The following is a 25,799-nucleotide window of genomic DNA, read 5'->3' on the forward strand; positions in this document are numbered from 1 at the left end:
AGAGTACCCCGTATTCGTGAAGAGTTGTTTCAAACCAGTGATTCGTTTCAGCCCCTTACTCCAGAGCCCTAGCCGATTCCCTTAGCCAGGCACTGGAAAACTCAGGCCAGGCGCTCGAAACGGTACGGCGCGGGATCGATGATCGGGTTTTCACCCGACACCAGGTCCGCCGCCAGTTGCCCGGCAGCCGGCGAAGTGCCGAAACCGTGGCCGGAAAAACCGGTGGCCAGGGTCAGGCCGGGAATGCTCGCCAGCGGCCCGATCACCGGATTGGAATCCGGCGTCACGTCGATGGTGCCGGCCCAGGCGTCGGCGATCTGCGCCTGTTCGAACACCGGCCAGGCGGCGCGCAGGTTGCGCAGCGCGTCGTCATTGAGGCCGTGGTTGGCGGGCGGGTCCTGGACGCGGACCTGTTCGAACGGGCTGACGCTGTCGGCTTGCCAGCGACGGGCCAGCTTCAGGTCGTTGAAGAAGTATTTGCCGAAGGAAATCTTCAGGAAATCGCGCTGGGCTTTCAGTTGCGGCAGGTAGCGGCGCCCCAGCAGCAGGTGGTCGAGGGTGAGGAAGGCATCCAGCTTGCCGCGCTGGGTGATGATGAAGCCGCCGTCCTTGTGCTTGCGGAAGGAAAAGTCCGGCGCGCCGACGGCGATGTCGGTCGGGCCGTCCATGGGTTGGGTGCGCAGCACTGAGCAGGTCAGCGGCAGGGTCGGCAGGTTGACGCCGAGGTTGCCGAGGAACTTGCGCGACCACAGGCCGCCGGCCAGCAGCACCTGTTCGCAGCGGATTTCGCCGCGCTCGGTCATCACGCCGCTGACGCGGCCGGCACTGGTCAGCAAGGTGCGCACCGCGCAGTGCTCGATGATGATCGCGCCCTTGGCCATCGCCGCCTTGGCGATGGCGCTGGAAGCCAGGGTCGGCTCGGCGCGGGCGTCCGACGGGGTGAAGATGCCGCCCGCCCAGTTGGCCTGGCCACCGGGCACCAGCGCGCTGATTTCCCGGTTGCTGAGCAAGCGGGTATCCAGCGACAGGTGCTCGACGCTCTTGAGCCAGTTCTGGTGCATGTTCATCTGGGTTTCATTGCGGGCGATGAACATGATCCCGGCCTGGCGGTAGCCGACATCGGCCCCCACCCGTTCCGGCATTTGCGCCCACAGTCGATCCGCGGCCAGGGCCAGGGGAATGTCGTCGGCGTGGCGGCTGGTCTTGCGCACCCAGCCGAGGTTGCGCGACGACTGCTCGCCGGCGATCCGGCCCTTTTCGATCACCACCACGGGGATCTTGCGCTCGGCAAGGGCCAGGGCGGCGGTCAGGCCGATGATGCCGCCGCCGATGATGACCACGGTGGTGGCGGGCGGCAGCGTGTTGCTGGTCTGTATGGGATCGATGGTGGGCGACATGGCGGGCTCTATGAATGAAGGTTCAGCGGGTTACTGGCCGAGGTTGATCTGTACGACGTCGGCTTTCGAGGCGCCGCGGTAGGCGGTGACTTCCAGCTCCACCTTGTAGACCGTCGAGCCCAGCGGCGGGCAGGTCGCGGTGCAGGCCGGGTCGATGCCGCGGAACTTGCCGCCGATGAAGTCCATGACCTTCGGCACATCGGCCGGGTCCTGGATGAACACCCGCGAGCAGACCACGTCGGCCAGGCTGGCATCGACGGCGGCCAGGGCGCGCTCGATGTTGTTGAACACTTGCTCGGCCTGCTCGATCACGTCTTCCGGGATCAGCTTGGTGTCGGGGTTACGGCCGGCGGTGTTGGACACGAAGATCCAGTTGTCCACGGCCACCAGCCGCGAGTAGCTGGCTTTTTCTTCGAAGATGGAGCCGCTTTTCAATTTGGTGATCTGGGTCATGGGGAATGCCTCACAGGGTTCAAAAGGGAAGGGTCAGCTAAGGACGGGGGTGTCCCAGAGATTGAGTTTCACGCCGATGCCCAGCTCGACCGCCTTGCGGTACACCACGGTGCCCCAGGCCAGGTCTTCGACCGGCATGCCGCCGACCGACATCAGGATGATCTCGTCATCGTTCAGGCGACCCGGCGCGTCACCGGCGATGATCTTGCCGATGTCTTCCAGTTGCTCGGGCTGCAGGCTGCCTTCGGCGATCATGTCCATGAAGCGCACGCCCACCAGCGGCACGCAATTGTGCGCGGGCTTGGGCAGCTCTTCGAACCAGGCGTTGTACATGCCGGTGTTGTCGAGCACCTTGCGTACATCGTCCTGCTCCATGCCGGCATCGATGCTGCACGGCGCCGGCATCGCCAGGAACGCGCCCGGCTTGACCCATTCGCGGCGAACCAGCGGGTAGGTGCTCGGGTCGCCGACTTCGCCGGTGCTGCAGTAGGTGATCAGGTCGGAGTCGCGCACCACGTCTTCAAGGGTGTCGACGATGCGGATGTTGGTGATCTGCGGGTAGGTTTCTTTGACCCAACTGATAAAGCTGTCGAGGCTGCGCTGGCCGCGGCCCTTGATCTTGATGGTGTCCACCAACGGGCAGACGGCCATGAATGCGGCGACGGTGGTCTTGCCCATCACGCCGGGGCCGAGCAGGCCAATGACTTTCGAGTCCTTGCGCGCCAGGTGACGGGCGCCGACGCCTGGAATCGCGCCGGTGCGGTAGGCCGAGAGCAGGTTGGCCGACATATGTGCCAGCGGCGCGCCGGTATCGGCGTCGTTGAGGGTGAACATCAGGATCGAGCGCGGCAGGCCTTTTTCGCGGTTGGCGATGTTGGAGCCATACCACTTGGCGCCGGCGGTGCGGAAGTTACCGCCGAGGTAGGCGGGCATGGCCATCATGCGGCGGTCGGCGGTGGGCTTGGGCATGTCCGGGAACGGCGAGGTTTCCGGGAAGGTGATCATCGCGCCATGGGAGTCGTTGTTCGGCCCGGCCATGCGGTAGTCGCCCTGGTACAGCAGCCCGAACATTTCTTCCATGGTGTCGACACAGGCCGGCATGTCGGTCACGCCAGCGCGGATCATGTCTTGTTCGGAAAGGTAGATGAAGTCGATTCTGGTGTCGGTGGTCATTGTTGTCTCGAGGCGCTTCGGGTGGGCTTGTTCAAGGAAAAGCGGTCGGACAAGTTTTGCTAACGAGCGGTAGGCTGTCTTGAGCCTCAGCGCCAGCGGGTTTGACTGTGCGTGACATGGGCGCATCGCGAGCAAGCTCGCTCCTACAGGTGGAGGATTGACGTGTAGGAGCGAGCTTGCTCGCGAAGCGCCGCCAGATCAGGCATCAACCTCGCAGGATCAGGCAATCCAGTCGGGCGGCGCGGCCCTATACTCGGGAGTGTTCCTACAGAGTGCTGAGGGTTCCCCGCCTTGAAACGTCATCCGCTGCTGCGTGCTCCCATTGCCGACCACGGGCATTCGCCCCAGTCCAGGGATGGGCGTTTTCACAACCTCACCCCGCGCCCGGCGAACATGCCGGAGCCCGATGCCAAGGTGCTGTGGAATTTCCTCTTCAACAAACCCGCCAACACTGTGCCGAAGGCCGCCGTGCCGGTGCGCCGCCTGACTCGAGCGGAACTGGACGCGGCGCCGGACGCCAGCCTTTACCGCCTCGGCCATTCCACGGTGTTGTTCAAGCTGCAAGGCGGCTGGTGGCTGACCGATCCGGTGTTCGGCAAGCGTGCGTCGCCGCTGCCTTTCGCCGGGCCCAAGCGGTTTCACCAACCGCCGCTGAGCCTCGATGAACTGCCGCCGATCCGCGGCGTGATCCTGTCCCACGACCATTACGACCACCTCGACCGCGCCACCATCAAGGCCCTGGCGCCGAAGGTGGAACTGTTCGTCATGCCGCTGGGCGTGGGCGACCGTTTGCTGGCCTGGGGCGTGCCGGCGTCGAAGGTGCGCCAGTTCGACTGGTGGCAGGGCATCGAGGTGGACGGCCTGCGCCTGACCGCCACGCCCGCCCAGCATTTTTCCGGACGCGGCCTGCGCGACGGCAACCGCACGCTGTGGTGCTCCTGGGTGATCGAGGCGCCGCACCTGCGCATGTTCTTCAGCGGCGACACCGGTTACTTCGACGGTTTCGCCGAGATCGGCCGGCGCTTCGGGCCGTTCGACCTCACGTTGATGGAAACCGGTGCCTATAACGAGCACTGGCCGTACGTGCACATGCACCCGCGCCAGACGGTGCAGGCCCATGTCGACCTGGGCGGGCGCTGGCTGCTGCCGATCCATAACGGCACCTTCGACCTGTCGATGCACGCCTGGTACGAGCCGTTCGAAAGCGTACTGGAGTGGGCGGGCGAGCAGGGCGTCAGCGTGGCCACACCGAGCATGGGTGAACGCATCGACCTGCGTGCGCCGCAGACCGGCGAGCGCTGGTGGCGGGAGGTGGTTGCGCAAGAGCAGGACGCGGCGAGCAAGGGGCGGCAATGCTGTTGGCGCTTGCGCGGAGCGTAGTGATGACTCGGGCGTCTACTTCCATCGATTTCTGATATCGCCGCAGCCCATCGCGAGCAAGCTCGCTCCTACCCCCATTACGTAGGAGCGAGCTTGCTCGCGATGGGCTGCGTCATTTGTACAGCGCCTGGCGCTGTTTTTTTGTCTGAAATTTCCCTGACATTCGATAAGTCGCGATTATTTCATCTTAATTTTCATCAGATTATGAAAATTAATTTGATCTTTTTGGTATGTAAACACATGATACGTACCACATTATGAAATAGCAGGAACACAGACATGGCCCGCGGTGGTATCAACAAAGCAGTCGTGCATAAAGCCCGTCAGGCGATCCTCGGTCGGGGTGAGCATCCGAGCATCGATGCGGTGCGGATTGAACTGGGAAATACCGGTTCGAAAACCACCATTCATCGCTACCTCAAAGAGCTGGAAATCCAGAAACCGCCCGCCACCACCAGCGTGCCGGACCTCAGCGCATCGCTGATGGGGCTGGTCAAGCAGTTGGCGGAGCAGTTGCGCGAAGAGAGCGACGCCTGCGTCGAAGAGGCGCAAAAGTCGTTCGATGTGGAAAACGCCGCGCTGAACGCGCACTTGCAGGAATGCCAGCAGGCGCTGGCGGCCGCGCAGCAGCAATTGCAGATCCAGGGCGCGGCGCTGGCCGCTGAGTCCGCGGAGCTGGCCACCGCCCGCAGCAGCCTGCAGAGCGAACACACCCGCAATGCCACGCTGAGCCAGGCGGTGGGTGAGTTGAATGTGCGGCTGGCCGACAAGGATGAGCAGATCGCCTCGCTGGAAGACAAACACCAGCACGCCCGCGATGCGCTGGAACACTACCGCACCGCCAGCCGCGAACAGCGCGAGCAGGATCAGCGCCGACATGAAGCGCAGGTCCAGCAGTTGCAGACGGAGCTGCGCCAGTTGCAGCAGACGCTGATCATCAAGCAGGACGAAGTGACCCGGCTCAACCGCGACAACGAGCGCTTGCTGGTGGAAGCGCGGCATGTCCAGCGCGAATGCCAACACCTCAAGGACCAGCAGGAGCAGCACGCGCTGGAAACCCGCACCCTCAGCGCCAACCTGGCGCAGTCCCAGGGCGCGCGCGAAGAGCTGCAGCGCCAGTTCCAGTCCCAGGGCCAGCAACTGGAGCTGGTGGGCGGTGAACGGCGTCAGTTACTCAAGCAGGTGGAATTGTTGGAGCAAACGATCGAAGCCTTGCGCGCCGCGCAACAGGCGGCGGCCGAAGCCGAGAAAGCGCAAGAACAGAAATAAAGCTCAGGCCGGGACGGGCAATGCTTTGCGCATCGCGCAACGTCCCGGCAGCCCAAGCGCGTGCTCATGGGCGATTTGCTGGCGCAAAAAGCCCTGCAACTCCCCGTTGTCCAGACAGACGAAACCCAGCCGCGCATAGAAGGGCGCGTTCCACGGCACTTCGCGAAAGGTCGTCAGGGTCAAGGCGGTGAAGCCTTGCGCCTGGGCCCACGCCTCGACACAGGCGATCAGCGCCCGACCCAGTCCTTGCCCTTGATGACAAAGCGCCACGGACAATTCATCGATGTGCACGCCGCCGTCCTGGACGCTGGCGCAGAGAAACCCCAGCGGCTGGTCCTGCTCATCCACCGCCACCCAGAGCAGGCCCTTGTCGATAAAGCCCAGGTGTTCCTCGACACTCAGCACCTCATGCGCCGCGACCCACGCCAACCGCTCAACAGCAAGAAACGCCTCGGCCGCCGAGCGCTCGATGGCGGGCAGCAGGTGGGCGTCATGGGGACGGGCAGGGCGGATAGACATGGTCATCTCCATCGGTGGCGGGCTGCCACTTTAACAGCGTTGCTCCGTTGATCGGCTGCCCGGCACTCCTGATTCCGATGCCTATTCCAATGCTCAGGACCCACCACCGAGGACCGCATCATGCACTCGCCCAAAGACGACCCACTCTGGAAAGACCCGCTGAACAACCCGCAGCGCGAAACCGACCCGGTCACCGACCCCAACGTCAACGGTGACCCGCAGCGCTCGGACGAACCCAACGACATCGAGCGCCTGCCGGACGCTCCGCAGCAGGACACGCCCGTGCCCGAGCCGGACGAGCCGACGCCGCTGTCGGATGAGCGACGCTGACCCGCGACACCTACTCAATCCGGACGTTTCGCGGCGGACGGCGACGGGCTATTGCTAGGGCTCCCGTCAACCAGCGAGCGCGCAATGACCGACATCCTGACCCGCGAGGACTCCGGCGTCCTCATCATCACCTTCAACCGCGAAACCAAGAAAAACGCCCTGACCGTGCCCATGTACCAGCGCCTGACCGACCTGCTGCACCAGGCCGAGGAGGATCCGGCGATTGCCGTGGTGCTGTTTCACGGCAGCCAACAGGTATTCAGCGCCGGCAATGACCTGGCCGATTTCATCAGCCATCCGCCCGATAGCCTCGACGCGCCGGTCTGGCAGTTTTTGCGTGCCGTCAGTGGTTTCCGCAAACCGCTGGTGGCCGCGGTCTGCGGTGTCGCCGTGGGCATCGGCACCACGCTGCTGTTGCACTGCGACCTGGTGCTTGCCGGCAGCAACGCGCGGTTCAGCCTGCCGTTCGTCAATCTCGGTTTGTGTCCGGAAGCCGGCTCCAGCCTGTTGCTGCCCCGGGTGTTCGGCTATCAGCGAGCCGCCGAGGCGTTGTTGCTGGGCGAGCCGTTCGACGCTGAGGCGGCGTTGCGCGCCGGCTTGGTGAATCGGGTGCTGGAGCCGGCGCAGGTCCTCGACACGGCCCTCGCCCAGGCGCGCAAATTAGCGTGCAAGCCACTGGCGGCGTTGATGGAAACCAAGCGCCTGCTGAAGAGCGCCGATGCGCCCGCCCTGCGCGAGCGCATCGATGAGGAAGCCCGGGTGTTCGCGCGGATGCTGGAAACCGACACGGCCCGCCAGGCCATCGCCGGTTTCAGCAATCGGCGTTGAGGGAAAGGGTCGATAGCGCTGACTGCGCTATCGATTCACCTGCCGCGAGGTACGCAGCAGCAACAGCACCGAACCCAGCACCGGCAAGCTCACCAGCAGCAGGGCGTAGCGCAGCGAGTCCTCGCCGGCCAGCGGCAACAGCAGGTCACTGAGCAACCCGGCCAACAGCGGGCCGATGCCGATCCCGAGCAGGGTGCTGACGATGGTCTGCAAGGCCATCGCCGCGCCACGGCGGTTGGCCGGCACCAGTTGCGTGACCAGGTTGTAGGACGGCGCCACCCACCACACCGCGAAGAAGCTGTACAGCGCGCACCAGAGCATCGCCGCCGGCACCGGCAGGCTGCCGAGGTGCAGCAGCACGGTGTCGGGCCAGAGCAGGTAGATGACCAGGGCCGTCATCGCGGTGAGATGGCCGATGATCGGGATCGAGAACTGCCAGTGCGCGTCACGCCGGCTGAGACGATCACTGAGCCAGCCGCTGAACAGCCCGCCGACACCGGCGGCGGTGCCGCAGATCACTCCGGCCAGCAGCCCGGCGTGTTGCAGCGAGAGGTCATGGGAGCGCACCAGGAAACTGGTGTTCCACATGGCGATGGCGTAGGAACTGAGGGTGGTCAGGCCGCCCGCCAGGATCAATTGCCGGTACGCCGGCAACGCCCACAGGCCGCGAGCTTCGGCGGTCAGGCCGGGGGAGGCGCCGGGGGCGTGGGGCGTGAGGTCCCAGCGGCCGCGTGGCGGGTCGCGCACGATAAAGGCCAGCGCCGCGGCGAACAGCAGCGCAGGCACGCCCAGCGCGATGAACGCCACGCGCCAGCCGTAGTGCTCCACCACCCAGGCGCCGATGCTCAGGCCGATGATCGAGGAAAAGGTCGGCGCCGCGGTGAAGCAACTGATGGCGAACGAGCGCTTCTGCGGCGGGTAGAGGTCGGCGATCAACGACAGCGAGGCCGAGGTGGTCGGCGACTCACTGACCGCCACCGCCATCCGCGCGATCGCCAGCAGCAGAAAACTGCCCGCTACCCCGCAAGCCATGGTCGCCAACGCCCAGAGCAGGCACGAGGCAGCGAGCAAGCGGGTGCGCGGCAGGCGATCCACCAGGCGCCCGGCGGGCAAGCCCATCACCGCGTAGACCACGGCGAAGGCCAGCCCGGAGATCAGCCCCATGGCGGTGTCGCCAACGCCGAACTCGGCCTTCACCGGTTCGATCATCACCGCGAGGATCTGCCGGCCGACGAAGTTGTCGGCGAACACCACCGCCAGCAACGCCAGCAGGCCATGCGCCCGCCAGCCCACCGGCGACGCCGACAGGGCCGGCACGGCCGCGCTCATCGCGGCGCCCAGAGGTCGGGCAAGCCGGGGTCGCTGACCACGATCAGGCGCTTGAGCAGCACTTTCAGCGCCTGGGCATCGGCGATGCCGAGCTTGGCGGTCAATTCCTGCTCTACCACCTTGGCCAGCGCGACCTGCTGCAGCGAGGTTTCGCGGCCTTTGGCGGTGAGGACGAAACGCAGGTCGTCGTCATCGCCCTCGATCGCCACCAGTTGCTGGCGTTCGAGGAAGCGCATGCCGGCCAGGGTCACCACATGCCCGGTGTAACTGACGAAGGTGTTGATCTCGGCAAGGTCGAGGTTGTCGCGAATGCACAGCACGGCAAGGATGAAAAACGCCTGCTCGTCCAGTTGCTGGTTGCTGAGCATATGCCGCAGCACGTTGAGCACCTGATAGTGCCCGCGGCCCAGCAAGTAACCGAGCAAGTCTTCGGTGTAGCTGCATTCGGGCGGCGGCGGGGTGGTCGCCAGGCGCAGTTCATTACGCGGCTTGCGGGTGGTCAGGGCGTACTGTCCGCTCTGGAACGCCAGCGGCGCGCGGTCGCTATGGTCGAAGGCGAGCACTTCGCCGACGAAGATCACATGGTCGCCGCCCTCGTACTGGAACGCCGTGCGGCACTGGAAGCGCGCCGTGCAGTCCTGCAGCAGCGGGGCTTCGCTGACGCCACGGTCCAGCTCGACCTCGGCGAACTTGTTCTCGCCCTGAGTGGCGAAGCGGCCGGAGAGTTTTTCCTGCTCGGTGGACAGCACGTGCACGTTCCAGTGCTTGCCGCTGCTGAACACCGGCAGGCTGCGCGCCTGCTTGGACAGGCTCCAGAGCACCAGCGGCGGATTGAGCGACACCGAGTTGAAGCTGTTGGCGGTGATGCCGACCGGCGCACCGTCCTCGCCCTGGGTGGTGATGATGGTCACGCCGGTGGTGAAGGTGCCGAGGGCCGCGCGGAAGGCCTGGGGATCGAAACTGATGTGTTGTGTTGCCATGACTGGCCTCATGGGTGGTGTTTTCGTGGGGCCAGTATTGGACGCGGCCGCACGGCCTACATCGTCTCAACGGACTAACGCTTTTGCTCGATCCTCGTCCGATCGGACGAGGCGCGGCGGGGCCTGGCGGGGCAACGTGGTCCCAGGCGCATCGGGCGCTGCCAAGGCCATGAAGGCCACTTCGCAAGGGGACACGCATGAGTTCAGTCGCATCATCCGTCGACACGCTTTCCGGCCTTCTGGCCCGGCAGAAAAGCGCCTTCAATGCCGCCGGCGCCGTTGACGCGGCGACCCGCCGCGACCGCATCCAGCGCGTGATCGACCTGTTGGTGGCCCACCACGGCGAACTGACCGAAGCCATGGACGCGGATTTCGGCGGCCGTCCCGCCGGTTTCTCGCTGATGAACGATGTGCTCGGCGCGCTGGCCTCCCTCAAGCACGCCCGCGATCACCTCGCGCACTGGATGCAGGATGAGCAACGCCCACCGTTCGTGCCTTACGACCAACTGGGCGCCAAGGCCTGGATCATGTACCAGCCCAAAGGCAGCGTCGGCATCATCGGCACCTGGAATGCGCCGCTGTATACCCTGTTCAGCCCGTTGGCCTCGGTCCTCGCGGCGGGTAACCGGGCGATCCTCAAACCGTCCGAAGTGACCCCGCGCACCGCCGGCGTGGTCGCCCGCCTGTGCGCCGAGCACCTCGACCCGCTGGAGGTGGCGGTGGTCACCGGCGACGCCGAGCTGGCCGAAGCGTTCACCGCCCAGCCGTTCGATCACCTGGTGTTCACCGGCAGCACCGCCGTGGGCCGTGCCGTGATGCGCAATGCCGCGCAGCATTTGGTGCCAGTCACCCTGGAACTGGGCGGCAAGTCGCCGGTGATCGTCTCGACCACCGCGGACCTCGACCAGGCCGCCTTGAGCATCGCCGCGGCCAAGGCCACCAATGGCGGGCAAATCTGCATCAACCCCGACCTGGTCTATGTGCCGCGCAACCTGCAGGCGTCGTTCATCGCCGCGCTGCGCACCGCTTATGCCAGCCTGCACCCGAGCATCCAGGGCAATCCGGACGTGGTAGCGGTGGTCAATCAGCGTCATCTGACGCGGGTCGAAGGCTATATCGACGACGCCCGGCAACGCGGCGCGCGTATAGAGTCCTTGCCGGAAGCGCTGCCACTGGACGCCAACGACCGCCGTCGCCCGCTGCGCCTGGTGATTGATCCGCCGCATGACGCGCAGATCATGAGCGAAGAAATCTTCGGTCCGGCCATGGTGCTGCTCGGCTATGACGACCTCGGCGAGGTCATCGACGCGATCAACGCGGGCCCGCGGCCGCTGGCCCTGTACTACTTCGGCCAGGACGCCGTCGAGCAGCGCCGGGTGCTGGAACACACGGTGTCCGGTGGCGTCACCCTCAACGACGTGATGATGCACGCGGCGATGCACGACGCGCCCTTCGGTGGCGTCGGCGCTTCCGGCATGGGCCATTACCACGGCCGCGAGGGCTTCCTCGAATTCAGCCACCTGCGCACGGTGTTCAAGGCCCCGGCCCACGACCCGCGCCGCGAGTGGGGCCTGCTGCCACCCTATGGCGAGCACTACCTGGCGACGATGCTCGCCATGGTCACCTCCGACTGACCCGGGCGAGGAACGACCGTGTTCAAAGCCATCACCATCGCTCAGCGCCTGTGGATATGGGCGCTGCTGGCCACCTTGCTGTTCGTTGCCGCCGTCGGTTTCGGCGTCTACGGGCTGCAACAGGCGCGCGACAGCCTGCGCACCATCAACGAAGACAACCTGGCGACCCTGCTCACCTTCGGCGAGATCCAGCACCGCCTGGATGAAAGCCGGCGACAGGCGTTGCTGGCGGTCCTGCAGGATCCGGAAGGACCGCTGATGGCGGCCTTCGACCGCTCGGTGGAAGTCACCCTCGGCACCATCGAAGCCAACGGCCAGGCCGTGACCCAGCGCTGGAACGAGTACCGCCAACGCGACCTGAGCGCCGAGGAACAGCAGGTCGCCGAGGCATTCGAAAGCCATTACGCCGTCTGGGTCGAGGAACTGACGATCCTGCTGGAGTCGCTGCGCGCCGGCGATTTCCGCCTGCCGGGGATTATTTCCTTCCTGCGCGTGGCGGAACCGGCCGGCAGCGCCGCCGGCGTCGAACTGGGCAAGTTGCAGGCGCTGCAACAGGCCGCGGCGGAGCAGGCGTATGAGGCGGCGCAGCAGCGTTACCAGCGCACCGTTCTCGCGTACCTACTGTTGGGCGTGGTCGGTGTAGTGGTTGGCAGCGCCACGGCGCTCACCACCCTGGGCCGGCTGCGTCGCGCCTTCGGCCAGGCTTCAGCGAGCATGCGCGCGATTGCCGGGGGCGACCTGTCGCAACCCATCGTGATCCATGGCCGCGATGAATTTGCCCTGATGCTCGGCGACACCGCCGCCATGCGCGACAGCCTGCACGGCCTGATCTCGCAAATGCGCGAACTGGTCCAGCGAGTCAGCCGCGAGGCGGCGCACCTCGCCGAGTCGGCGGAGCTGGCGTCGGTGGCGACCCAGCAGCAGAGCGAGGCGGTGCGCGGCATTTCCAGTGCGGTGGAGCACCTGTCCGGCTCCATCGGCGAGGTGGAAAACCATGTTGGCGTGTCCCGCGATATCACCCAGCACTCGGCGGGGCGTTCGGGCAAGAGCGAAGGCTTTATCCGCGACATGGCCCAGGAAATGAACCGCATCAGCGACGTCATCAGCGACACCGCTGTGCATATTCACGAACTGGAAGTGTTTTCTGCCGAAATCAGCGATGTGCTCAACGTTATCCGCAACATTGCCGAGCAGACCAACCTGCTGGCCCTGAATGCCGCGATCGAGGCGGCCAGGGCAGGGGAGCAGGGTCGCGGTTTTGCCGTGGTCGCCGATGAAGTAAGGTTGCTGGCCCAGCGCACCGGGCGCTCCATTGGCGAGATCGACATCACCGTGCAACGCATCCAGGAAGGCACTCGCGCCGTGGTCGATGGTATGGGCCGCGTGGTGTTGCGGGTCCGCGAAGGCGTCAACCTGGCCCACGAAGCCGGTGATTCCGTGGCGCAGATCCGCACTGGCACCGACGACGTAATCCGCAGCGTGGACACCATCGCCGCAGTGATCGACGAACAGGTCCGCGTCACCCGCGAGATGGTCGTGCGGGTCGAGAATGTCTCGGCGGGTACCGGTGCGCTGTCGGCGAGTGCCGGGCGCAGCGCCGTGGCGGCAGCGGACCTGGAACAACTGGCGCGGGCGCTGGATCAGCTTTCGGCGCGGTTCAATGTTGCCTGACAGATTTTCTGGGACCGCTTCGCGAGCAAGCTCGCTCCTACACATCGCACACCCCTTGTAGGAGCGAGCTTGCTCGCGATGCCCCTAAAACCATTAATAACTAAAAAGGTGCCCTCCATGACCACCGAAATCCCCCGCCGCACCGTGCTCAAAGCCACTGCCATCACCGCCGGCATCGGCCTGCTCGGCCGCTTCGCCAGCGTCCAGGCCGGCGATCTGTCCGCCAGCGACTACCAATCCCTCGATGCCTGGGCCATGGCCGAGGCCGTGCGCAAGGGCGAGCTTTCGCCGGAAACCCTGCTCAACGCGGCCCTGGCCCGCCACGCGCTGGTCAACCCCAAGGTCCAGGCGGTGAACATGCTGCACGAGGACTACGCCCGCAACCTGCTGGCCCAGCGCCGCGCCGCCGGCCATCAGGCCCAGGGCGCGCTGGCCGGCGTGCCGGTGCTGCTCAAGGACCTCAACACCTACCTGCAAGGCACCACCACCAGCAACGGCAGCCGCCTGTTCAAGGACGCGCCGCCCGCGCCGTTCACCAGCACCCTGATCGCCCGTTACGAGCGTGCCGGCGCGGTGCCGTTCGGCAAGACCACCTGCCCGGAATTCGGCCTGACCACCACCACCGAATCCCTGGCCTGGGGTCTGACCCGCAACCCGTGGAACCTCGGCCACAGCGCCGGCGGCTCATCCGGTGGCGCCGCCTCGGCGGTAGCGGCGGGCATTGTGCCGGTGGCCCACGCCACCGACGGCGGCGGCTCGATCCGTATCCCGGCGTCTTATTGCGGCCTGGTCGGGCTGAAGCCCGGCCGCTACCGCACCCCCAGCGGCCCGGCGCATTTCGAGGGCTGGTTCGGCGCCAGTGTCGGCAATGTGGTGTCGCGCAGCGTGCGTGACACAGCGCTGTTCCTCGATGCCGGCCACGGCCACGAACCCGGCAGCGCCTATTGGGCCGCGCCGGTGGAACGCGCCTACATCGAAGAACTGCGCCGTGATCCGGGCAAACTGCGCATCGCCGTGGTCCGCCAGTCACTGACCGGCGCGCCGCTGGACGCCGCGATCGCCGCGACCCTGGAACAGACCATCAAGCAGTTGCTCGGCCTCGGTCATGAAGTGGAGGAACTGACCCTCGGCATCGACCCACGGCAACTGTTCGGCGCCCACGGCGCGGTGATCGGCACCGCCTTGCTGAGCCTGGTGCATGACCGCGAGCAAACGCTGGGCCGCGCCGCCACCGCCCAGGACCTGGAACAGATCACCCAGGTCGTACTGGAGCGGGCCAAAGGCACCAACGGCGAGGCGCTGTACCGCGCGCGACAATCGTTCGAAGACATCGGCGCGGCGATGGAAAAGCACTTCGAACGCTTTGACCTGATCCTCTCGCCGGTCACCGCCAACCTGACCCCTGAAATGGGCCTGCTGACCCTCGACCAGGGCTGGGACAGCTACGCCCACCGGGCCATGGGCAGCGCCGGCTTCACCGTGCTGGCCAACGTCAGCGGCCAGCCGGCGATTTCCTTGCCGCTGGGCATGAGCGACAGCGGCTTGCCGGTGGGCATGATGTTTACCGCGCGGCTGGGCGGGGAAGACGGGTTGCTGCGGATTGCCAGCCAGTTGGAGCAGGACCGGCCTTGGGTGGGGCGGCGGGCGGTGATGTAGATCTGAGTGGGCCATCGCGAGCAAGCTCGCGCCTACAGGTATTGCGCTGAACCTGTAGGAGCGAGCTTGCTCGCGATAAGGCCCGCCTAGTCCGCTTTGACGATGATCCCCACCCCGCCACCCGCTGAAGATGGAATCCGCCGCCGGCCGCACACGCCGCCGGCCTTTCCTGACCTCAGCTAATGGCATAACAACAATGACGGCTCAAGTTCAGTCTCAATCCGCCTACGACGTGATCGTCGTCGGCTCGGGCGCGGGTGCGATGACTTCGGCGGTGTTTCTCGCCGATCACGGCCTGCGTGTCCTGATCGTGGAAAAAAGCGACAAGTACGGCGGCACTTCGGCGATCTCCGGCGGCGGCATCTGGATCCCCAACAATCACTATTTCGCTCGCCACGGCGGCAACGACAGCCGCGAGCTGGCACGCACCTACCTGCAAGCATCCGCCGGCGAGCACGTCGAACCGGCCCGCCTCGAAGCCTACCTCGACAACGCGCCGAAGATGATCGAGGCGCTGACCCGCAACAGCCGTGTGCGCTACGCGGTGGCGGCGAAATACCCGGATTACTACCCGCACCTGCCCGGCTCGCTGCCCGGCGGGCGGACCCTCGACCCGGAGTTGTTCGACACCAGCCTGCTCGAAGACGAACTGGACAACCTGCGCAAGCCATCGCCCTCGACCCTGCTGATGGGCCGCATCGCCTGGACCGCGCGCCATGCGCACAAGGCCATGGCCCGCAGCTTCGGCTGGCGGTTGCTGGTGCTCGGCCTGATGCTGCGCTACAAGCTCGATTTCAAATGGCGCAAGAAAAGCAAATACGACCGCCGCGCCGCCCTCGGCAGTTCGCTGGTGGCGTCGTTGCGCCGCTCGCTGATGGACCGCCAGGTGCCGCTGTGGCTCAACACCGATTTCCGCGAGCTGCTGATGGAAGACGGCAAGGTCGCCGGTATCGTGGTCAATCGCGACGGCCAGGAAATTCGCATCGCCGCTCGCCACGGGGTGATCTTCGGCTCCGGTGGTTTCGAGCAGAACCAGGCCCTGCGTGAACAGTACCTGCCCAAACCGACCCAGATGACCTGGAGCGCCACGCCGCCCGGCAACAACACCGGCGCCGCGTTGCTGGCCGGGATGAAGGAGGGCGCCGCCACCGCACTGATGGACTGGGCCTGGTGGGCGCCGACCATCGCCGTGCCGGGCGAAGACAAACCCCGCGGCATCTTCGCCGAGCGCGCGTTCCCCGGCGCCATCGTGGTCAACGGCCAGGGCCGGCGTTTCGTCAACGAGGCCGCGCCGTACCTGGAATTCGTCGACGCCATGCACCGCGACAACCAGCAGAGCGGCGGGCGCAGCGTGCCGGCCTGGGTGATCTTCGACGCGCATTTCCGCTTCCACTACGCCATGGGCCCGCTGATGCCGGCCCAGGTCATGCCCGACAGCCGCCTGCGCAAGGAATGGCTGAACGCCCTGTACTGGAAGGCCGACACCCTGGCCGATCTCGCCCGGCAGATCGGTGTCGACGCGGCCGGTCTGGAGGCCACCGCGAGCAAGGTCAACGAGTACGCCCGCACCGGGGTCGATGTCGATTTCGACCGGGGCGGCAACGTCTTCGACCGCTATTACGGCGACTGCAATATCAAGCCCAACCCGTGCCTGGCGCCGCTGCGCAAGGGGCCGTTCTACGCCATGCGCCTGGACGCCGGGGACATTGGCACCAAGGGCGGCCTGTTGACCAACGAACATGCCCAGGTGGTGCGCGACGACGGCACGCCGATTGCTGGCCTGTATGCCATCGGCAACTGCTCGGCGTCGGTGATGGGCACCAGCTATCCGGGCGCCGGCGGCACCCTCGGCCCAGCCATGACCTTCGGTTATGTCGCCGCCAACCACCTGGCGAGGGCGGCCTCATGAGCACCGAAAAGGGATGCGTGACACCGATCCTGCCACCGTTGCAGGTGGACGACCGTTCGGCACTGAAGTGGGACGCACAATGCGAAGTGCTGGTGCTCGGCTGGGGCGCGGCCGGTGCCTGCGCCGCCTTGCAGGCGCGGGCCGAAGGCGCCGATGTGCTGGTGGCCGATCGTTTCTGCGGTGGTGGTGCCAGCGCCAAGAGCGGCGGCGTGGTGTATGCCGGCGGCGGCACTCGCCAGCAGCGCGCCGCCGGCTACAACGACAGCCCGCAAGCCATGTTCGATTACCTCAAGCATGAAACCCAGGGCGTGATCAGCGATGACACCCTGCGGCGTTTCTGCGATGACAGCGTGACCAACCTCGAATGGCTGGAAAGCCATGGCGCGCCGTACTCCCACGAAGTCCCGCCAGGCGGCAAGACCTCCTACCCGCAGGACGGTTATTACCTGTACTACTCCGGCAACGAGCTGGTGCCGCTCTACGGCGGCGCCAATCCGCCGGCCCCGCGCGGTCATCGCACCGCCGGCAAGGGCCAATGCGGCGCGGTGCTTTATGCCCACCTGAAAAGCGCTTGCCTCAAGGCCGGGGTGCGCACGCTGCTGCAGGCGGCGGCCAAACGCCTGGTGCTCGACGGCAGCGGCCGGGTGATCGGCGCCGAATTCTGGCGCCTGCCGCCGGGCAGCGAGCAGGCCATGCTGCATGCGAAATGGATCGAACGCGCCGAGCGCTTGCAGAATTTCGCGCCTGGCTACTGCGACAAACTGCGCCAGCGCGCCAGCAAGCTGGAGCGCGATTTCGCCCGGCCGGTGCTGGTGCATGCGAGCAAAGCGGTGATCCTCAGCACCGGCGGTTTCATCTTCAACCGCGAGCTGATCGCCCAGCACGCGCCGAAATTCCGCCGCAACTTCAAGGTCGGCGCCACCGGCTGCGACGGCAGCGGCCTGCGCCTGGGGCTCAGTGTCGGCGCCGCCAGTGACCGTCTGGAACGGGTCTCGGCCTGGCGCTTCATCAACCCGCCGTACAGTTGGCACAAGGGCATCGTGGTCAACACCGAGGGCCGGCGTTTCTGCAACGAAGAAGTCTACGGCGCCACCCTCGGCCAGCCGTTGATGGAAGAGCAGGGCGGGCGCGCCTGGCTGGTACTGGATGCGCCGCTGCGCTGGAAGGCCATCCGCGAAGCGCTGTTCGGCGGCTACTGGTGGTTCCAGAGCGTGCCGGCCCTGGCGCTGATGCTGCTCAAGGTGCGCAAGGGCAGGAGCCTTGATGAACTGGCCAAGGTCACCGGGATGAATGCGGCGGTCTTGCGCGAGTCGGTCCAGGCCAACAATGCCGCGGCCCGTGGCGAGATCGGCGATCCCTTCGGCAAGTCCCGTGGCGGGCGCCGGGTGCTGGAAAAAGGCCCGTTCCAGGCTTGCGACATTTCCGTGGGCAACCCGATCTTCCCGCTGGGCGCGCTGACCCTCGGCGGCCTGAGGGTCGATGAACAGAGTGGCGCGGTGCTGGACGTCGCCGCGCAACCGATTCCCGGTTTGTACGCCGCCGGCCGTGCCGCGGTGGGGATTCCTTCGCACTTGTATATCAGCGGCCTGTCGCTGGCCGATTGCGTGTTTTCCGGCCGTCGCGCCGGACAGGCCGCGGCCCGCGAAACCCTGAGCCAACCACAACTTGCCGACGAGGCCAGCGCATGACTGAGCTACGACAGAAAATACCCGGTCGGGTCCACGACAAGATCGCCCTGGTCACTGGCGGCGCCAAGGGCATTGGCCGCGCCAGCGTGCGCCTGCTGGCCCGGGAAGGTGCCCGCGTGGTGATCGCCGATATCGACGTGGCCGCGGGTCAAGCCCTGGCCGCCGAAATCGGCGACGCCGCGCTGTTCCTTCGCCATGACGCCGGCAGCGAAGCGGGCTGGCAGCAACTGATGACAGAGGTTCGCGAGCGCTTCGGGCGGCTGGATATCCTGGTCAACAATGCCGGCATCCTGATCGCCGGCACGATCGAGGAAACCACCCTGGAGGACTGGCACCGGCTGATGCGGGTCAACGCCGACAGCGTGTTCCTCGGTTGTCGCGAGGCTATCGGGCTGATGAAGGCTGGCGGTGGCTCGATCATCAACCTGTCGTCCATCGCCGCCCTGGCCGGGCGCGACGATTACCTGGCCTACAGCGCCTCGAAAGGCGCGGTGGCGGCGTTGACCCGTTCGGTGGCGGCGTTCTGTCGGCGTCGCAAGTACCGGATTCGCTGCAACAGCCTGCACCCGGACGGCGTGTTGACCGACATGACCAGCGGCGGCTTCCCGGCCGGCCTGGACCCGGAGCGCCTGACCATCGACAGCGACCCGATGAACCGCATGTGTCGGCCGGAAGACGTGGCGGCCAGCGTGTTGTTCCTCGCCAGCGACGAGGCACGGGCGGTGAACGGCGTGGAGTTGCGGGTGGACAGCGGGCAGATGGTGATGAGTATCTGAGGCCACCTGAATCAAGTTCGCCAAGAACCCTCGATGCGTCACAGCGTCGAGGTGCCGCTATCACATCGCTCCCGCTCTTTTTGGCGTCACCGCGGTTCTTCTCATGAACGCCTCTTCAGTCGCAGTAATATGCGTTATGAACGCAGGCAGTATGGGGCCTTTGACTTGAACTTCTTTAGTTGCGTTATAGTTCTGTGCGTAGTCTTCAAGGGTCGCGCGGTACGCCTCGATATTGTATTGATACAGTGCTTCGCTGATTGCTTTTATCTCAGCCACAACACCCGTCTTGTTGGTAGCCTCGAAAGCAGTTTCAACGAAGCCTTTTTCGCTCACAGCGCGACTCAGCACATAATGAGGGTGTTCTGCCGGGAGCGAGATTTTATATAAATGAAGCGGCTTCTGAACCTCCCTGGCATACCCGCCAATCATCTTCATTTCGAAATAGTATTTTCTGGCATCGCCAAACAGGTTTTTACCGGATATCTCGGCTCTGAAAGCATCGATGCCCTCAAGGTCCTGAGCCACGAATATCGTGTCATCACCAAAAGCCTTGAGCACCCGCTCGGTATCATTGCCTCGAAACCCCCGAGCCAGAACCTCACTGGGCGGGGCCAGATCGACTCGAAAAAAATCGACAGCTCTGCTTTCACTCGACCCACCAGGGGCTGCCGCTTCCGTGGCAGGTCGCGTTACTGACGGGAAAAGGATAACGGTACTTGAGCCTGACTGGGTATTTACATCGGGCTGGTTTTCCTTTTTTGTCGTCGGCTGGTTTACCGATCGAAGCATTCGTCCATCCGTATCGGTGTAACTGATCGGGTTGTTCAGGACCATGCAAAACAGATTGAGCCCATCAATAACGCCCGCCGGGTCTGGATTTATCCAGCGACTTAACCACGGCGCGTAATACCTGAAGCCGTAGTAATACAGCCCGCTCGCGTCACGTTCTTTACCTGAATACCGTACTGTTTTGTATTTTGCTTCGATGGCAGTTTTCGCGGCCCACCAAGCGGTGCCGCCGTAAGGGTAATAACTTTCCTGGCTGATAAGTTCGCCGGTTTGGCCCAATTCCAACGTCGCACTGCCCAGGTGGTCACTCAGGCTGTAGCGCCATTGATCGTTATCAACCTTCTTGGGCCGCCCGCCTTCCCAGTGCAGCAAGCGCACGTCGTTACGACCGGCCTCGGCAATCACCATATGCAACTGTTCGCCTGCCGTGTGCGTCTGAATCTCCAGCCCCGGCAGATAACGCACTTCACTCACCTGCTCGCCGCTGCGGGTTTTGGAACGGCGCACCTTGCGCACGCGACGGCCGCTGCTGTCATAGACATAGGTTTCGACATCGTCATCCTGACCACCTGGCTCATCGCGCTGCACCTGAGTGACCTGGCGCAATTGGTTGCGGCTATCCCAGTGCATGACCTGCCCCGGCGCCAAAGCCTGTTGATTGCCATTGGCATCAAATGCCTTGGCAAAATCCATGGGTGCCCCCTCCTTGAACACGGCGCGGTTGCTGCGCTCGTCGACCACCATGTCGCGGACATAGGCGTTGCCTGCGCCGGCATCGTGCTTGAGCCGGATCAGGTTGCCAGCGCAGTCATAGGTGTAGGTTTGGCTGTAGTTGCGCCAACGACTGTCATCCACCGTGCCAAAGAGCTCCAGCTCCGGAAGACCCGGCCCCACGGTCTGGCTGGCACTTTCACGACCGGTAGCGCTGGTCAGTTGATAGAGCGTGTCATAGGTATAGAGACTCACTGCCTGAATACGCTGCCGGGCAAACCATTGCACCGGCTGGGCGAGATCTTCAATGCGCTGGATATTGCCTGCCGGGTCGAACTGGTAGTGCAAGTCCTGCAGCGTTTTGCCTCCCCCGCCTTGGGTCTTCAGGCTACACAGCAGGCCGTCCACCGGCGAATAACACGCGGTGGTGATCGCATCATTGCCTGCCTGCTCAATTTCTATTTGGCCAGAGGCGTTGTAAGTCGTGTGTTTGAGCACCGCTACAGCGTCCAGCCAGGATGCACAGGTTTGGCCCAGGACATTGACCTTGAAACGCCGCACATGCTCAAGGGCATCGGTTTGCTCGACGACAGCGCCCAGCGCATCGTGACGCCAGCGGGTGGTGTAGGGGGTATCTTCCAGATCCGCTTCCGACTCAGGCCAGCGCGGAAGCATCAGCGATTTGCAGAAGCGGCGTGTTTCGGTCAGTGGCTGTGCGGCTAACCCGAAACGTTCATGCCATAAGCTGCCGGCGGGATCATCGTGGCGAATCAGTTGGCCGCAACGGTTATCACGCGCGTCCTCCTCGCTGGCTCCAGCATAGGTGAAGCGTTCCACACAATGCTCGACGACATCCTGGGGGCATTGTTCGAACACCTTCAACGGGCGCATGAGCTCATCGTAGTCATGGCGTCGATGGGTTTCGCGGCCGTCCCAGCTCTCCCGCGGCAACCCGGCAGCGTCATTGCAGACCAGCCGCCAGCCGGCGTCGACACTCTCTGTCTGCAACACTTGCCCACTGAGGCTACAGAGCATGGCCTGGTTGGGTTGCACACCCGCCTGAACCTCACTCAGCGCAAGTAGCCGCGGATCCCATTGTTGGTGTAGATGACCATTGACGTTGAACACCTGGCGATGGACGCGCTTGGCGACGACGTCTTCAACAGTCTGTCGGTAGTAAGCAATGGTACGAACCGATAGCCCGCGTGGATCAACGACCGTGAGAGAAGGGGTGTGCTGATGAAGGGATCTGGTCATGAGCAAGTCTCAACGGATCAGGCGGCGATCGGGTGATTGAAACGGCTCGGATACAGCGCCACCCAAGCGGGACTTTTTACAAGTAAAGCCAACGCCGCAGGCGAGGGGCCTTTCGCCTTAGATCAAATCGAAATCTTGATGACACGCGTACGCTCGCTCCATCAGCAGAGCAGTCATTCGTACAGCGACCGAAACGCCTGCGCTTCCTCCACCAACCAGTCATGCACCGCCCGTGCACTCGGGTGGGCCAGGGTTCCGGCGCTGTACAGCAACACATAGCGCTTGTGATTGGACACCGGCGAGCCGAACGGCACGATCAGCGTGCCCCGTTCCAGCTCGTCGTTGAGCAGGGTGCGCCGGGCAATCGCTACGCCGATCCCGGCGATGGCCGCCTCGATGGTCAGGTGGTTACGGTTGAAGGTGTGCCCGCGCCGCACGTCCAGCCCCTCGGCGCCGATCGCCTCAAGGTAGAACTCCCATTCCGCGTACTCGGAACTGCCGCGCCAGGCGGTGATGTCGTGCAGCAGCGGGTAATGCACCAGGTCGCTCGGCCCGTGCAGCGGCGGCCGACCGCGGAGCAGGGCGGGGGAGCAGACCGGGAAGATTTCTTCGTCCAGCAGCGGCGTCGAGTGCATGCCGGGGTAGCTGCCGTCGTTGAGGTCGATGGCGAGGTCGAAATCGCCTTCGTGCAATGAGTGATTGCTGTCCTCGGCCACCAGACGCAACTGGATATCCGGAAAACGTTGTTGCAGGCGCGGCAAGCGCGGCGTCAGCCACTTGGCGAGGAACGACGGGATCGAGCGCAGGCGCAAGGTGCCGCGGATTTCCCCGGCATCCAGCCGGCGCAGCTCGGCATCGATGTTGCCGTAGGCTTCGTGCACGGTCAGCGCCAGGCGCTGGCCCTCGGCACTCAACTCCACGCCACGGGCCCGCCGCAGGAACAGGCGAAAGCCCAGGCGCTCTTCCAGTTGGCGAATCTGCTGGCTCACCGCGCCGGGGGTGATGTGCAGTTCTTCGGCGCAGCGGGTGAACGACAGGTGCCGCGCCGCACAGGAAAACACGTGCAACCAGACGTACATCTGGCCGTTCATTTGTCGCCTCATCGTTTAGTCCTGCTAAAGCCTTGCTTAGAAAGTTTCGTTGGTCATCGCCCGAGCGGCGCGGCAGTATCGCCCAACTTCGCGACACCTCTCAATTTTTTCACCGTGCACCGAAAGGGTCGTCGTCGTTCGGGCACGCAGGCATTAGCATGGCTATCAGTGTTTTCGATCTGTTCAAAATCGGCATCGGTCCGTCCAGCTCCCATACCGTCGGCCCGATGCGCGCCGCCGCGACCTTTGTCGAGGCGCTGCGCGGGCAGGGTGTGCTGGGCCAGGTCAGCCGGGTCGAGGTGCGCCTGTACGGTTCGCTGTCGGCCACCGGCGTTGGCCATGCCACCGATCGTGCCTGTCTGCTGGGGCTGATGGGCGAGTGGCCGGACCGCATCGATCCGCAGAGCATCGGCCCGCGCATCGAACAATTGCAGGCCACCAGCGTACTGATGCTTGGCGGTGACCAACCGATCACTTTCGATTGCCAGCGCGACCTGCTGCTGCTGAATGAAAGCCTGCCTTATCACCCCAACGCCATGACGCTTGAAGCCAGCGGCGACAACGGCTTGCTGCTGCAGCAAACCTACTACTCGGTGGGCGGCGGCTTCATCGTCGAGGCCGCGCAATTGACTGAAGCGGGCGGCGGCGCCGACACAGTGCAACTGCCCTATGAGTTCTCCAGCGCCGAAGAAATGCTCGCGCTGTGCAAGCGTCACGGGCTGCGGGTCAGCCAGTTGATGATGGCCAACGAACTGGCCTGGCGCGAAGAAGCCGAGGTGCGCAGCGGCCTGTTGCAATTGTGGGCGGCGATGCAGGAGTGCGTGGTCAACGGCCTGCGCAACGAAGGCATCCTGCCGGGCGGGCTGAACGTCAAGCGCCGCGCCGCCAAACTGCACCGCAGTCTGCAGGAGCTGGGCAAACCCAACGTGATCGGCTCGACCTTGAGCGCCATGGAGTGGGTCAACCTGTTCGCCCTGGCGGTCAACGAAGAAAACGCCGCCGGCGGGCGCATGGTCACCGCGCCGACCAATGGCGCGGCGGGGATCATCCCGGCGGTGCTGCATTACTACATGAAGTTCAACCCCGAAGCCTGCGACAACGATGTCGTCGACTTCCTCCTGGCCGCCGCCTCGGTGGGCATTCTGTGCAAGAAAAACGCGTCGATTTCCGGCGCCGAGGTCGGCTGCCAGGGCGAGGTCGGTTCGGCCTGCGCCATGGCCGCGGCGGGCCTGGCCGATGTGCTCGGGGCCACCCCGGCGCAACTGGAAAACGCGGCGGAAATTGCCCTGGAACACAACCTCGGGCTGACCTGCGACCCGGTCGGCGGCCTGGTCCAGGTGCCGTGCATCGAGCGCAACGCCATCGCTGCAGTGAAGGCGATCAATGCCGTGCAAATGGCCCTGCGCGGCGACGGCGAGCATTTCATTTCCCTGGACCGGGTGATCCGCACCATGCGCGACACCGGCGCCGACATGCACGAAAACTACAAGGAGACCTCCCGTGGCGGCCTGGCCGTCAGCTTTGTTGAATGCTGAACCCCTTGGCGCGGATCGCTAACGCGCCACCCTGGTTATTCATAGGCGACAAAAACAACTACAAGGCGTAATCAATGACTGATGTAAACACCACGAACCTCGGTGTCGCGGCGAGCGCTGCTGCGCGCGAAACGGGCTGGAGCCGTCACGACACCACCTGGACCCTCGGCCTGTACGGCACCGCCATCGGCGCCGGCACCCTGTTCCTGCCGATCAACGCCGGCGTCGGCGGCTTCTGGCCGCTGTTGGTGCTGGCATTGCTGGCGTTCCCGATGACCTTCTTTGCCCACCGTGGCCTGACCCGCTTCGTCCTGTCCGGGCGCAAGGGCGGCAACGAAGACATCACCGAAGTGGTGGAAGAACACTTCGGCGCCGGTGCCGGCGCGATGATCACCTTGCTGTATTTCCTGGCGATCTTCCCGATCCTGCTGGTGTACAGCGTTGCGCTGACCAACACCCTGGGCAACTTCCTCGAACACCAGTTGCACATCGCGCCGCCGCCGCGGGCGTTGCTGTCGCTGCTGTTGATCTGCGGCCTGATGATCGTGGTGCGTTGCGGCCAGGGCATCATCGTCAAGGTGATGAGCCTGCTGGTCTATCCGTTCGTGGCGGCGCTGCTGTTGCTGGCCCTGAGCCTGATCCCCAACTGGAACGGTGCGTTCTTCGCCCAGGCGGCCGAGGGTATGGCGCCGGGTCTGTTCTTCAAGACCTTGTGGCTGGCGATTCCGGTGATGGTGTTCTCGTTCAACCACTCGCCGATCATCTCGGCCTTCGCGGTCAGCCAGAAGCGCCGTTATGGCGAGCAGGCGGATGAGAAGAGCGGGCGCATCCTCGCGCTGTCGCACCTGATGATGGTGCTGACGGTGATGTTCTTCTGCTTCAGTTGCGTGCTGGCCCTGTCGCCGACCGACCTGGGCGCGGCGAAGACCCAGAACATCTCGATCCTGTCGTACCTGGCGAACCACTTCCAGACCCCGGTCATCGCCTTCGTCGCGCCGCTGATTGCGCTGGTGGCGATCACCAAATCCTTCCTCGGCCATTACATCGGTGCCAGCGAAGGTTTCCAGGGCCTGATCGTCAAAGGCCTGCGTGGTCGCGGCCGGAGCTTGTCGGCCAAGCGCCTGGAGCAACTGACGGCGCTGTTCATGGTGGTGACCTGCTGGATCGTCGCGACCCTCAACCCGAGCATCCTCGGCATGATCGAATCCATGGGCGGCCCGGTGATTGCCTGCCTGCTGTTCCTGATGCCGATGTACGCGATCAACAAAGTGCCGTCGCTGCGCAAGTACTCGGGCAAGGTGTCGAACGTGTTCGTGGTGCTGGTGGGGTTGGTGACCTTGTCGGCGATTGCGTGGTCGGTGGTGGCCTGACACCACGGCCGTGTAAACGACGCAAAACCTGTAGGAGCGGCCGTTAGCCGCGAT

20 protein-coding genes are annotated in these 25,799 nt (G+C 64.8%); 12 read left to right on the forward strand and 8 right to left on the reverse strand.

Annotated features, from left to right (window positions below):
- Positions 1 to 101: 101 nt before the first annotated feature.
- The 3 genes from NTD82_RS22915 to NTD82_RS22925 are packed head-to-tail and all read right to left on the reverse strand — an operon-like array spanning position 102 to position 3,023.
- A complete protein-coding gene (locus tag NTD82_RS22915) occupies positions 102 to 1,397 on the reverse strand; it encodes an NAD(P)/FAD-dependent oxidoreductase (RefSeq protein ID WP_262130388.1) in 1,296 nt (431 codons plus the stop codon).
- A gap of 30 nt (positions 1,398 to 1,427) precedes the next feature.
- Positions 1,428 to 1,850 (reverse strand): RidA family protein, encoded by a 423-nt coding sequence (locus NTD82_RS22920; RefSeq protein WP_095158481.1) that lies wholly within the window; start codon positions 1,848 to 1,850, stop codon positions 1,428 to 1,430.
- A 33-nt stretch (positions 1,851 to 1,883) separates the two neighbouring features.
- Complete coding sequence (locus NTD82_RS22925; RefSeq protein ID WP_262130389.1) at positions 1,884 to 3,023, reverse strand: tyramine oxidase subunit B; 1,140 nt, start codon at positions 3,021 to 3,023, stop codon at positions 1,884 to 1,886.
- Positions 3,024 to 3,314: 291 nt separating this feature from the next.
- Between NTD82_RS22925 and NTD82_RS22930 the strand changes: the two genes are divergently transcribed.
- Together NTD82_RS22930 and NTD82_RS22935 are read left to right on the forward strand one after the other, a co-directional pair.
- The gene (locus tag NTD82_RS22930; protein ID WP_262130390.1) at positions 3,315 to 4,403 is read left to right on the forward strand and encodes an MBL fold metallo-hydrolase; all 1,089 of its coding nucleotides are present in this window, start codon (positions 3,315 to 3,317) and stop codon (positions 4,401 to 4,403) included.
- A gap of 279 nt (positions 4,404 to 4,682) precedes the next feature.
- Positions 4,683 to 5,672: a DNA-binding protein gene (locus NTD82_RS22935; protein WP_262130391.1), complete on the forward strand. Its 990-nt coding sequence runs from the start codon at positions 4,683 to 4,685 to the stop codon at positions 5,670 to 5,672.
- A gap of 3 nt (positions 5,673 to 5,675) precedes the next feature.
- Here NTD82_RS22935 and NTD82_RS22940 read toward each other — a convergent pair whose 3' ends face one another.
- Complete coding sequence (locus tag NTD82_RS22940) at positions 5,676 to 6,191, reverse strand: GNAT family N-acetyltransferase (protein ID WP_262130392.1); 516 nt, start codon at positions 6,189 to 6,191, stop codon at positions 5,676 to 5,678.
- Between the two features lie 120 nt (positions 6,192 to 6,311).
- Between NTD82_RS22940 and NTD82_RS22945 the strand changes: the two genes are divergently transcribed.
- A complete protein-coding gene (locus NTD82_RS22945; protein ID WP_095158496.1) occupies positions 6,312 to 6,521 on the forward strand; it encodes a hypothetical protein in 210 nt (69 codons plus the stop codon).
- Positions 6,522 to 6,605: 84 nt separating this feature from the next.
- Positions 6,606 to 7,349 (forward strand): enoyl-CoA hydratase, encoded by a 744-nt coding sequence (locus tag NTD82_RS22950; RefSeq protein WP_262130393.1) that lies wholly within the window; start codon positions 6,606 to 6,608, stop codon positions 7,347 to 7,349.
- Between the two features lie 27 nt (positions 7,350 to 7,376).
- On the opposite strand, the gene NTD82_RS22955 is transcribed toward NTD82_RS22950, so the two are convergent.
- Positions 7,377 to 8,678 carry a spinster family MFS transporter gene (locus NTD82_RS22955; protein ID WP_262130394.1) on the reverse strand — a complete coding sequence of 434 codons (1,302 nt, stop codon included), beginning with the start codon at positions 8,676 to 8,678 and terminating at the stop codon, positions 7,377 to 7,379.
- Entirely contained in the window at positions 8,675 to 9,658 is a 984-nt protein-coding gene (locus NTD82_RS22960) for a flavin reductase family protein (RefSeq protein ID WP_262130395.1), read from the reverse strand. The genes NTD82_RS22955 and NTD82_RS22960 overlap by 4 nt, the downstream gene beginning before the upstream one ends.
- A gap of 197 nt (positions 9,659 to 9,855) precedes the next feature.
- On the opposite strand from NTD82_RS22960, the gene NTD82_RS22965 reads away from it, so the two are divergent.
- The 6 genes from NTD82_RS22965 (at position 9,856) to NTD82_RS22990 (ending at position 18,992) form a co-directional block, all read left to right on the forward strand.
- Positions 9,856 to 11,292: a coniferyl aldehyde dehydrogenase gene (locus NTD82_RS22965; RefSeq protein WP_262130396.1), complete on the forward strand. Its 1,437-nt coding sequence runs from the start codon at positions 9,856 to 9,858 to the stop codon at positions 11,290 to 11,292.
- An 18-nt stretch (positions 11,293 to 11,310) separates the two neighbouring features.
- The gene (locus NTD82_RS22970) at positions 11,311 to 12,963 is read left to right on the forward strand and encodes a methyl-accepting chemotaxis protein (RefSeq protein ID WP_262130397.1); all 1,653 of its coding nucleotides are present in this window, start codon (positions 11,311 to 11,313) and stop codon (positions 12,961 to 12,963) included.
- Positions 12,964 to 13,080: 117 nt separating this feature from the next.
- On the forward strand, positions 13,081 to 14,619 hold the full coding sequence (locus NTD82_RS22975) for an amidase (protein WP_262130398.1): 1,539 nt from the start codon (positions 13,081 to 13,083) through the stop codon (positions 14,617 to 14,619).
- Positions 14,620 to 14,815: 196 nt separating this feature from the next.
- On the forward strand, positions 14,816 to 16,528 hold the full coding sequence (locus NTD82_RS22980; protein ID WP_262130399.1) for an FAD-dependent oxidoreductase: 1,713 nt from the start codon (positions 14,816 to 14,818) through the stop codon (positions 16,526 to 16,528).
- Entirely contained in the window at positions 16,525 to 18,216 is a 1,692-nt protein-coding gene (locus tag NTD82_RS22985) for an FAD-binding protein (RefSeq protein ID WP_262130400.1), read from the forward strand. The genes NTD82_RS22980 and NTD82_RS22985 overlap by 4 nt, the downstream gene beginning before the upstream one ends.
- Positions 18,213 to 18,992 (forward strand): SDR family oxidoreductase, encoded by a 780-nt coding sequence (locus tag NTD82_RS22990; RefSeq protein WP_262130401.1) that lies wholly within the window; start codon positions 18,213 to 18,215, stop codon positions 18,990 to 18,992. Before NTD82_RS22985 ends, NTD82_RS22990 begins: the two co-directional genes overlap by 4 nt.
- Positions 18,993 to 19,052: 60 nt before the next feature.
- On the opposite strand, the gene NTD82_RS22995 is transcribed toward NTD82_RS22990, so the two are convergent.
- Both NTD82_RS22995 and NTD82_RS23000 read right to left on the reverse strand, forming a co-directional pair.
- Positions 19,053 to 21,749, reverse strand: a complete 2,697-nt coding sequence (locus tag NTD82_RS22995) for an RHS repeat-associated core domain-containing protein (RefSeq protein ID WP_262130402.1) — start codon at positions 21,747 to 21,749, stop codon at positions 19,053 to 19,055.
- A 173-nt stretch (positions 21,750 to 21,922) separates the two neighbouring features.
- Positions 21,923 to 22,852, reverse strand: a complete 930-nt coding sequence (locus NTD82_RS23000) for a LysR substrate-binding domain-containing protein (protein ID WP_262130403.1) — start codon at positions 22,850 to 22,852, stop codon at positions 21,923 to 21,925.
- A 146-nt stretch (positions 22,853 to 22,998) separates the two neighbouring features.
- On the opposite strand from NTD82_RS23000, the gene NTD82_RS23005 reads away from it, so the two are divergent.
- Positions 22,999 to 24,375 (forward strand): L-serine ammonia-lyase, encoded by a 1,377-nt coding sequence (locus NTD82_RS23005; RefSeq protein ID WP_262130404.1) that lies wholly within the window; start codon positions 22,999 to 23,001, stop codon positions 24,373 to 24,375.
- Positions 24,376 to 24,449: 74 nt separating this feature from the next.
- Positions 24,450 to 25,745, forward strand: coding sequence for a serine/threonine transporter (locus NTD82_RS23010; protein ID WP_095158507.1), 1,296 nt, complete (start codon positions 24,450 to 24,452; stop codon positions 25,743 to 25,745).
- The last annotated feature ends 54 nt before the right edge of the window (positions 25,746 to 25,799 follow it).

This window comes from Pseudomonas sp. 5P_5.1_Bac1, from assembly GCF_025466015.1.
Lineage (GTDB): Bacteria > Pseudomonadota > Gammaproteobacteria > Pseudomonadales > Pseudomonadaceae > Aquipseudomonas.

Excerpts from the sequence above, each read along its gene's own strand:
- NTD82_RS22915 (WP_262130388.1), bottom strand. The coding sequence starts at position 1,397 with ATGTCGCCCACCATCGATCCCATACAGACCAGCAACACGCTGCCGCCC.
- NTD82_RS22920 (WP_095158481.1), bottom strand. The coding sequence starts at position 1,850 with ATGACCCAGATCACCAAATTGAAAAGCGGCTCCATCTTCGAAGAAAAA.
- NTD82_RS22925 (WP_262130389.1), bottom strand. The coding sequence starts at position 3,023 with ATGACCACCGACACCAGAATCGACTTCATCTACCTTTCCGAACAAGAC.
- NTD82_RS22935 (WP_262130391.1), top strand. The coding sequence starts at position 4,683 with ATGGCCCGCGGTGGTATCAACAAAGCAGTCGTGCATAAAGCCCGTCAG.
- NTD82_RS22940 (WP_262130392.1), bottom strand. The coding sequence starts at position 6,191 with ATGTCTATCCGCCCTGCCCGTCCCCATGACGCCCACCTGCTGCCCGCC.
- NTD82_RS22945 (WP_095158496.1), top strand. The coding sequence starts at position 6,312 with ATGCACTCGCCCAAAGACGACCCACTCTGGAAAGACCCGCTGAACAAC.
- NTD82_RS22950 (WP_262130393.1), top strand. The coding sequence starts at position 6,606 with ATGACCGACATCCTGACCCGCGAGGACTCCGGCGTCCTCATCATCACC.
- NTD82_RS22955 (WP_262130394.1), bottom strand. The coding sequence starts at position 8,678 with ATGAGCGCGGCCGTGCCGGCCCTGTCGGCGTCGCCGGTGGGCTGGCGG.
- NTD82_RS22960 (WP_262130395.1), bottom strand. The coding sequence starts at position 9,658 with ATGGCAACACAACACATCAGTTTCGATCCCCAGGCCTTCCGCGCGGCC.
- NTD82_RS22965 (WP_262130396.1), top strand. The coding sequence starts at position 9,856 with ATGAGTTCAGTCGCATCATCCGTCGACACGCTTTCCGGCCTTCTGGCC.
- NTD82_RS22975 (WP_262130398.1), top strand. The coding sequence starts at position 13,081 with ATGACCACCGAAATCCCCCGCCGCACCGTGCTCAAAGCCACTGCCATC.
- NTD82_RS22980 (WP_262130399.1), top strand. The coding sequence starts at position 14,816 with ATGACGGCTCAAGTTCAGTCTCAATCCGCCTACGACGTGATCGTCGTC.
- NTD82_RS22985 (WP_262130400.1), top strand. The coding sequence starts at position 16,525 with ATGAGCACCGAAAAGGGATGCGTGACACCGATCCTGCCACCGTTGCAG.
- NTD82_RS22990 (WP_262130401.1), top strand. The coding sequence starts at position 18,213 with ATGACTGAGCTACGACAGAAAATACCCGGTCGGGTCCACGACAAGATC.
- NTD82_RS22995 (WP_262130402.1), bottom strand. The coding sequence starts at position 21,749 with ATGACCAGATCCCTTCATCAGCACACCCCTTCTCTCACGGTCGTTGAT.
- NTD82_RS23000 (WP_262130403.1), bottom strand. The coding sequence starts at position 22,852 with ATGAGGCGACAAATGAACGGCCAGATGTACGTCTGGTTGCACGTGTTT.
- NTD82_RS23005 (WP_262130404.1), top strand. The coding sequence starts at position 22,999 with ATGGCTATCAGTGTTTTCGATCTGTTCAAAATCGGCATCGGTCCGTCC.
- NTD82_RS23010 (WP_095158507.1), top strand. The coding sequence starts at position 24,450 with ATGACTGATGTAAACACCACGAACCTCGGTGTCGCGGCGAGCGCTGCT.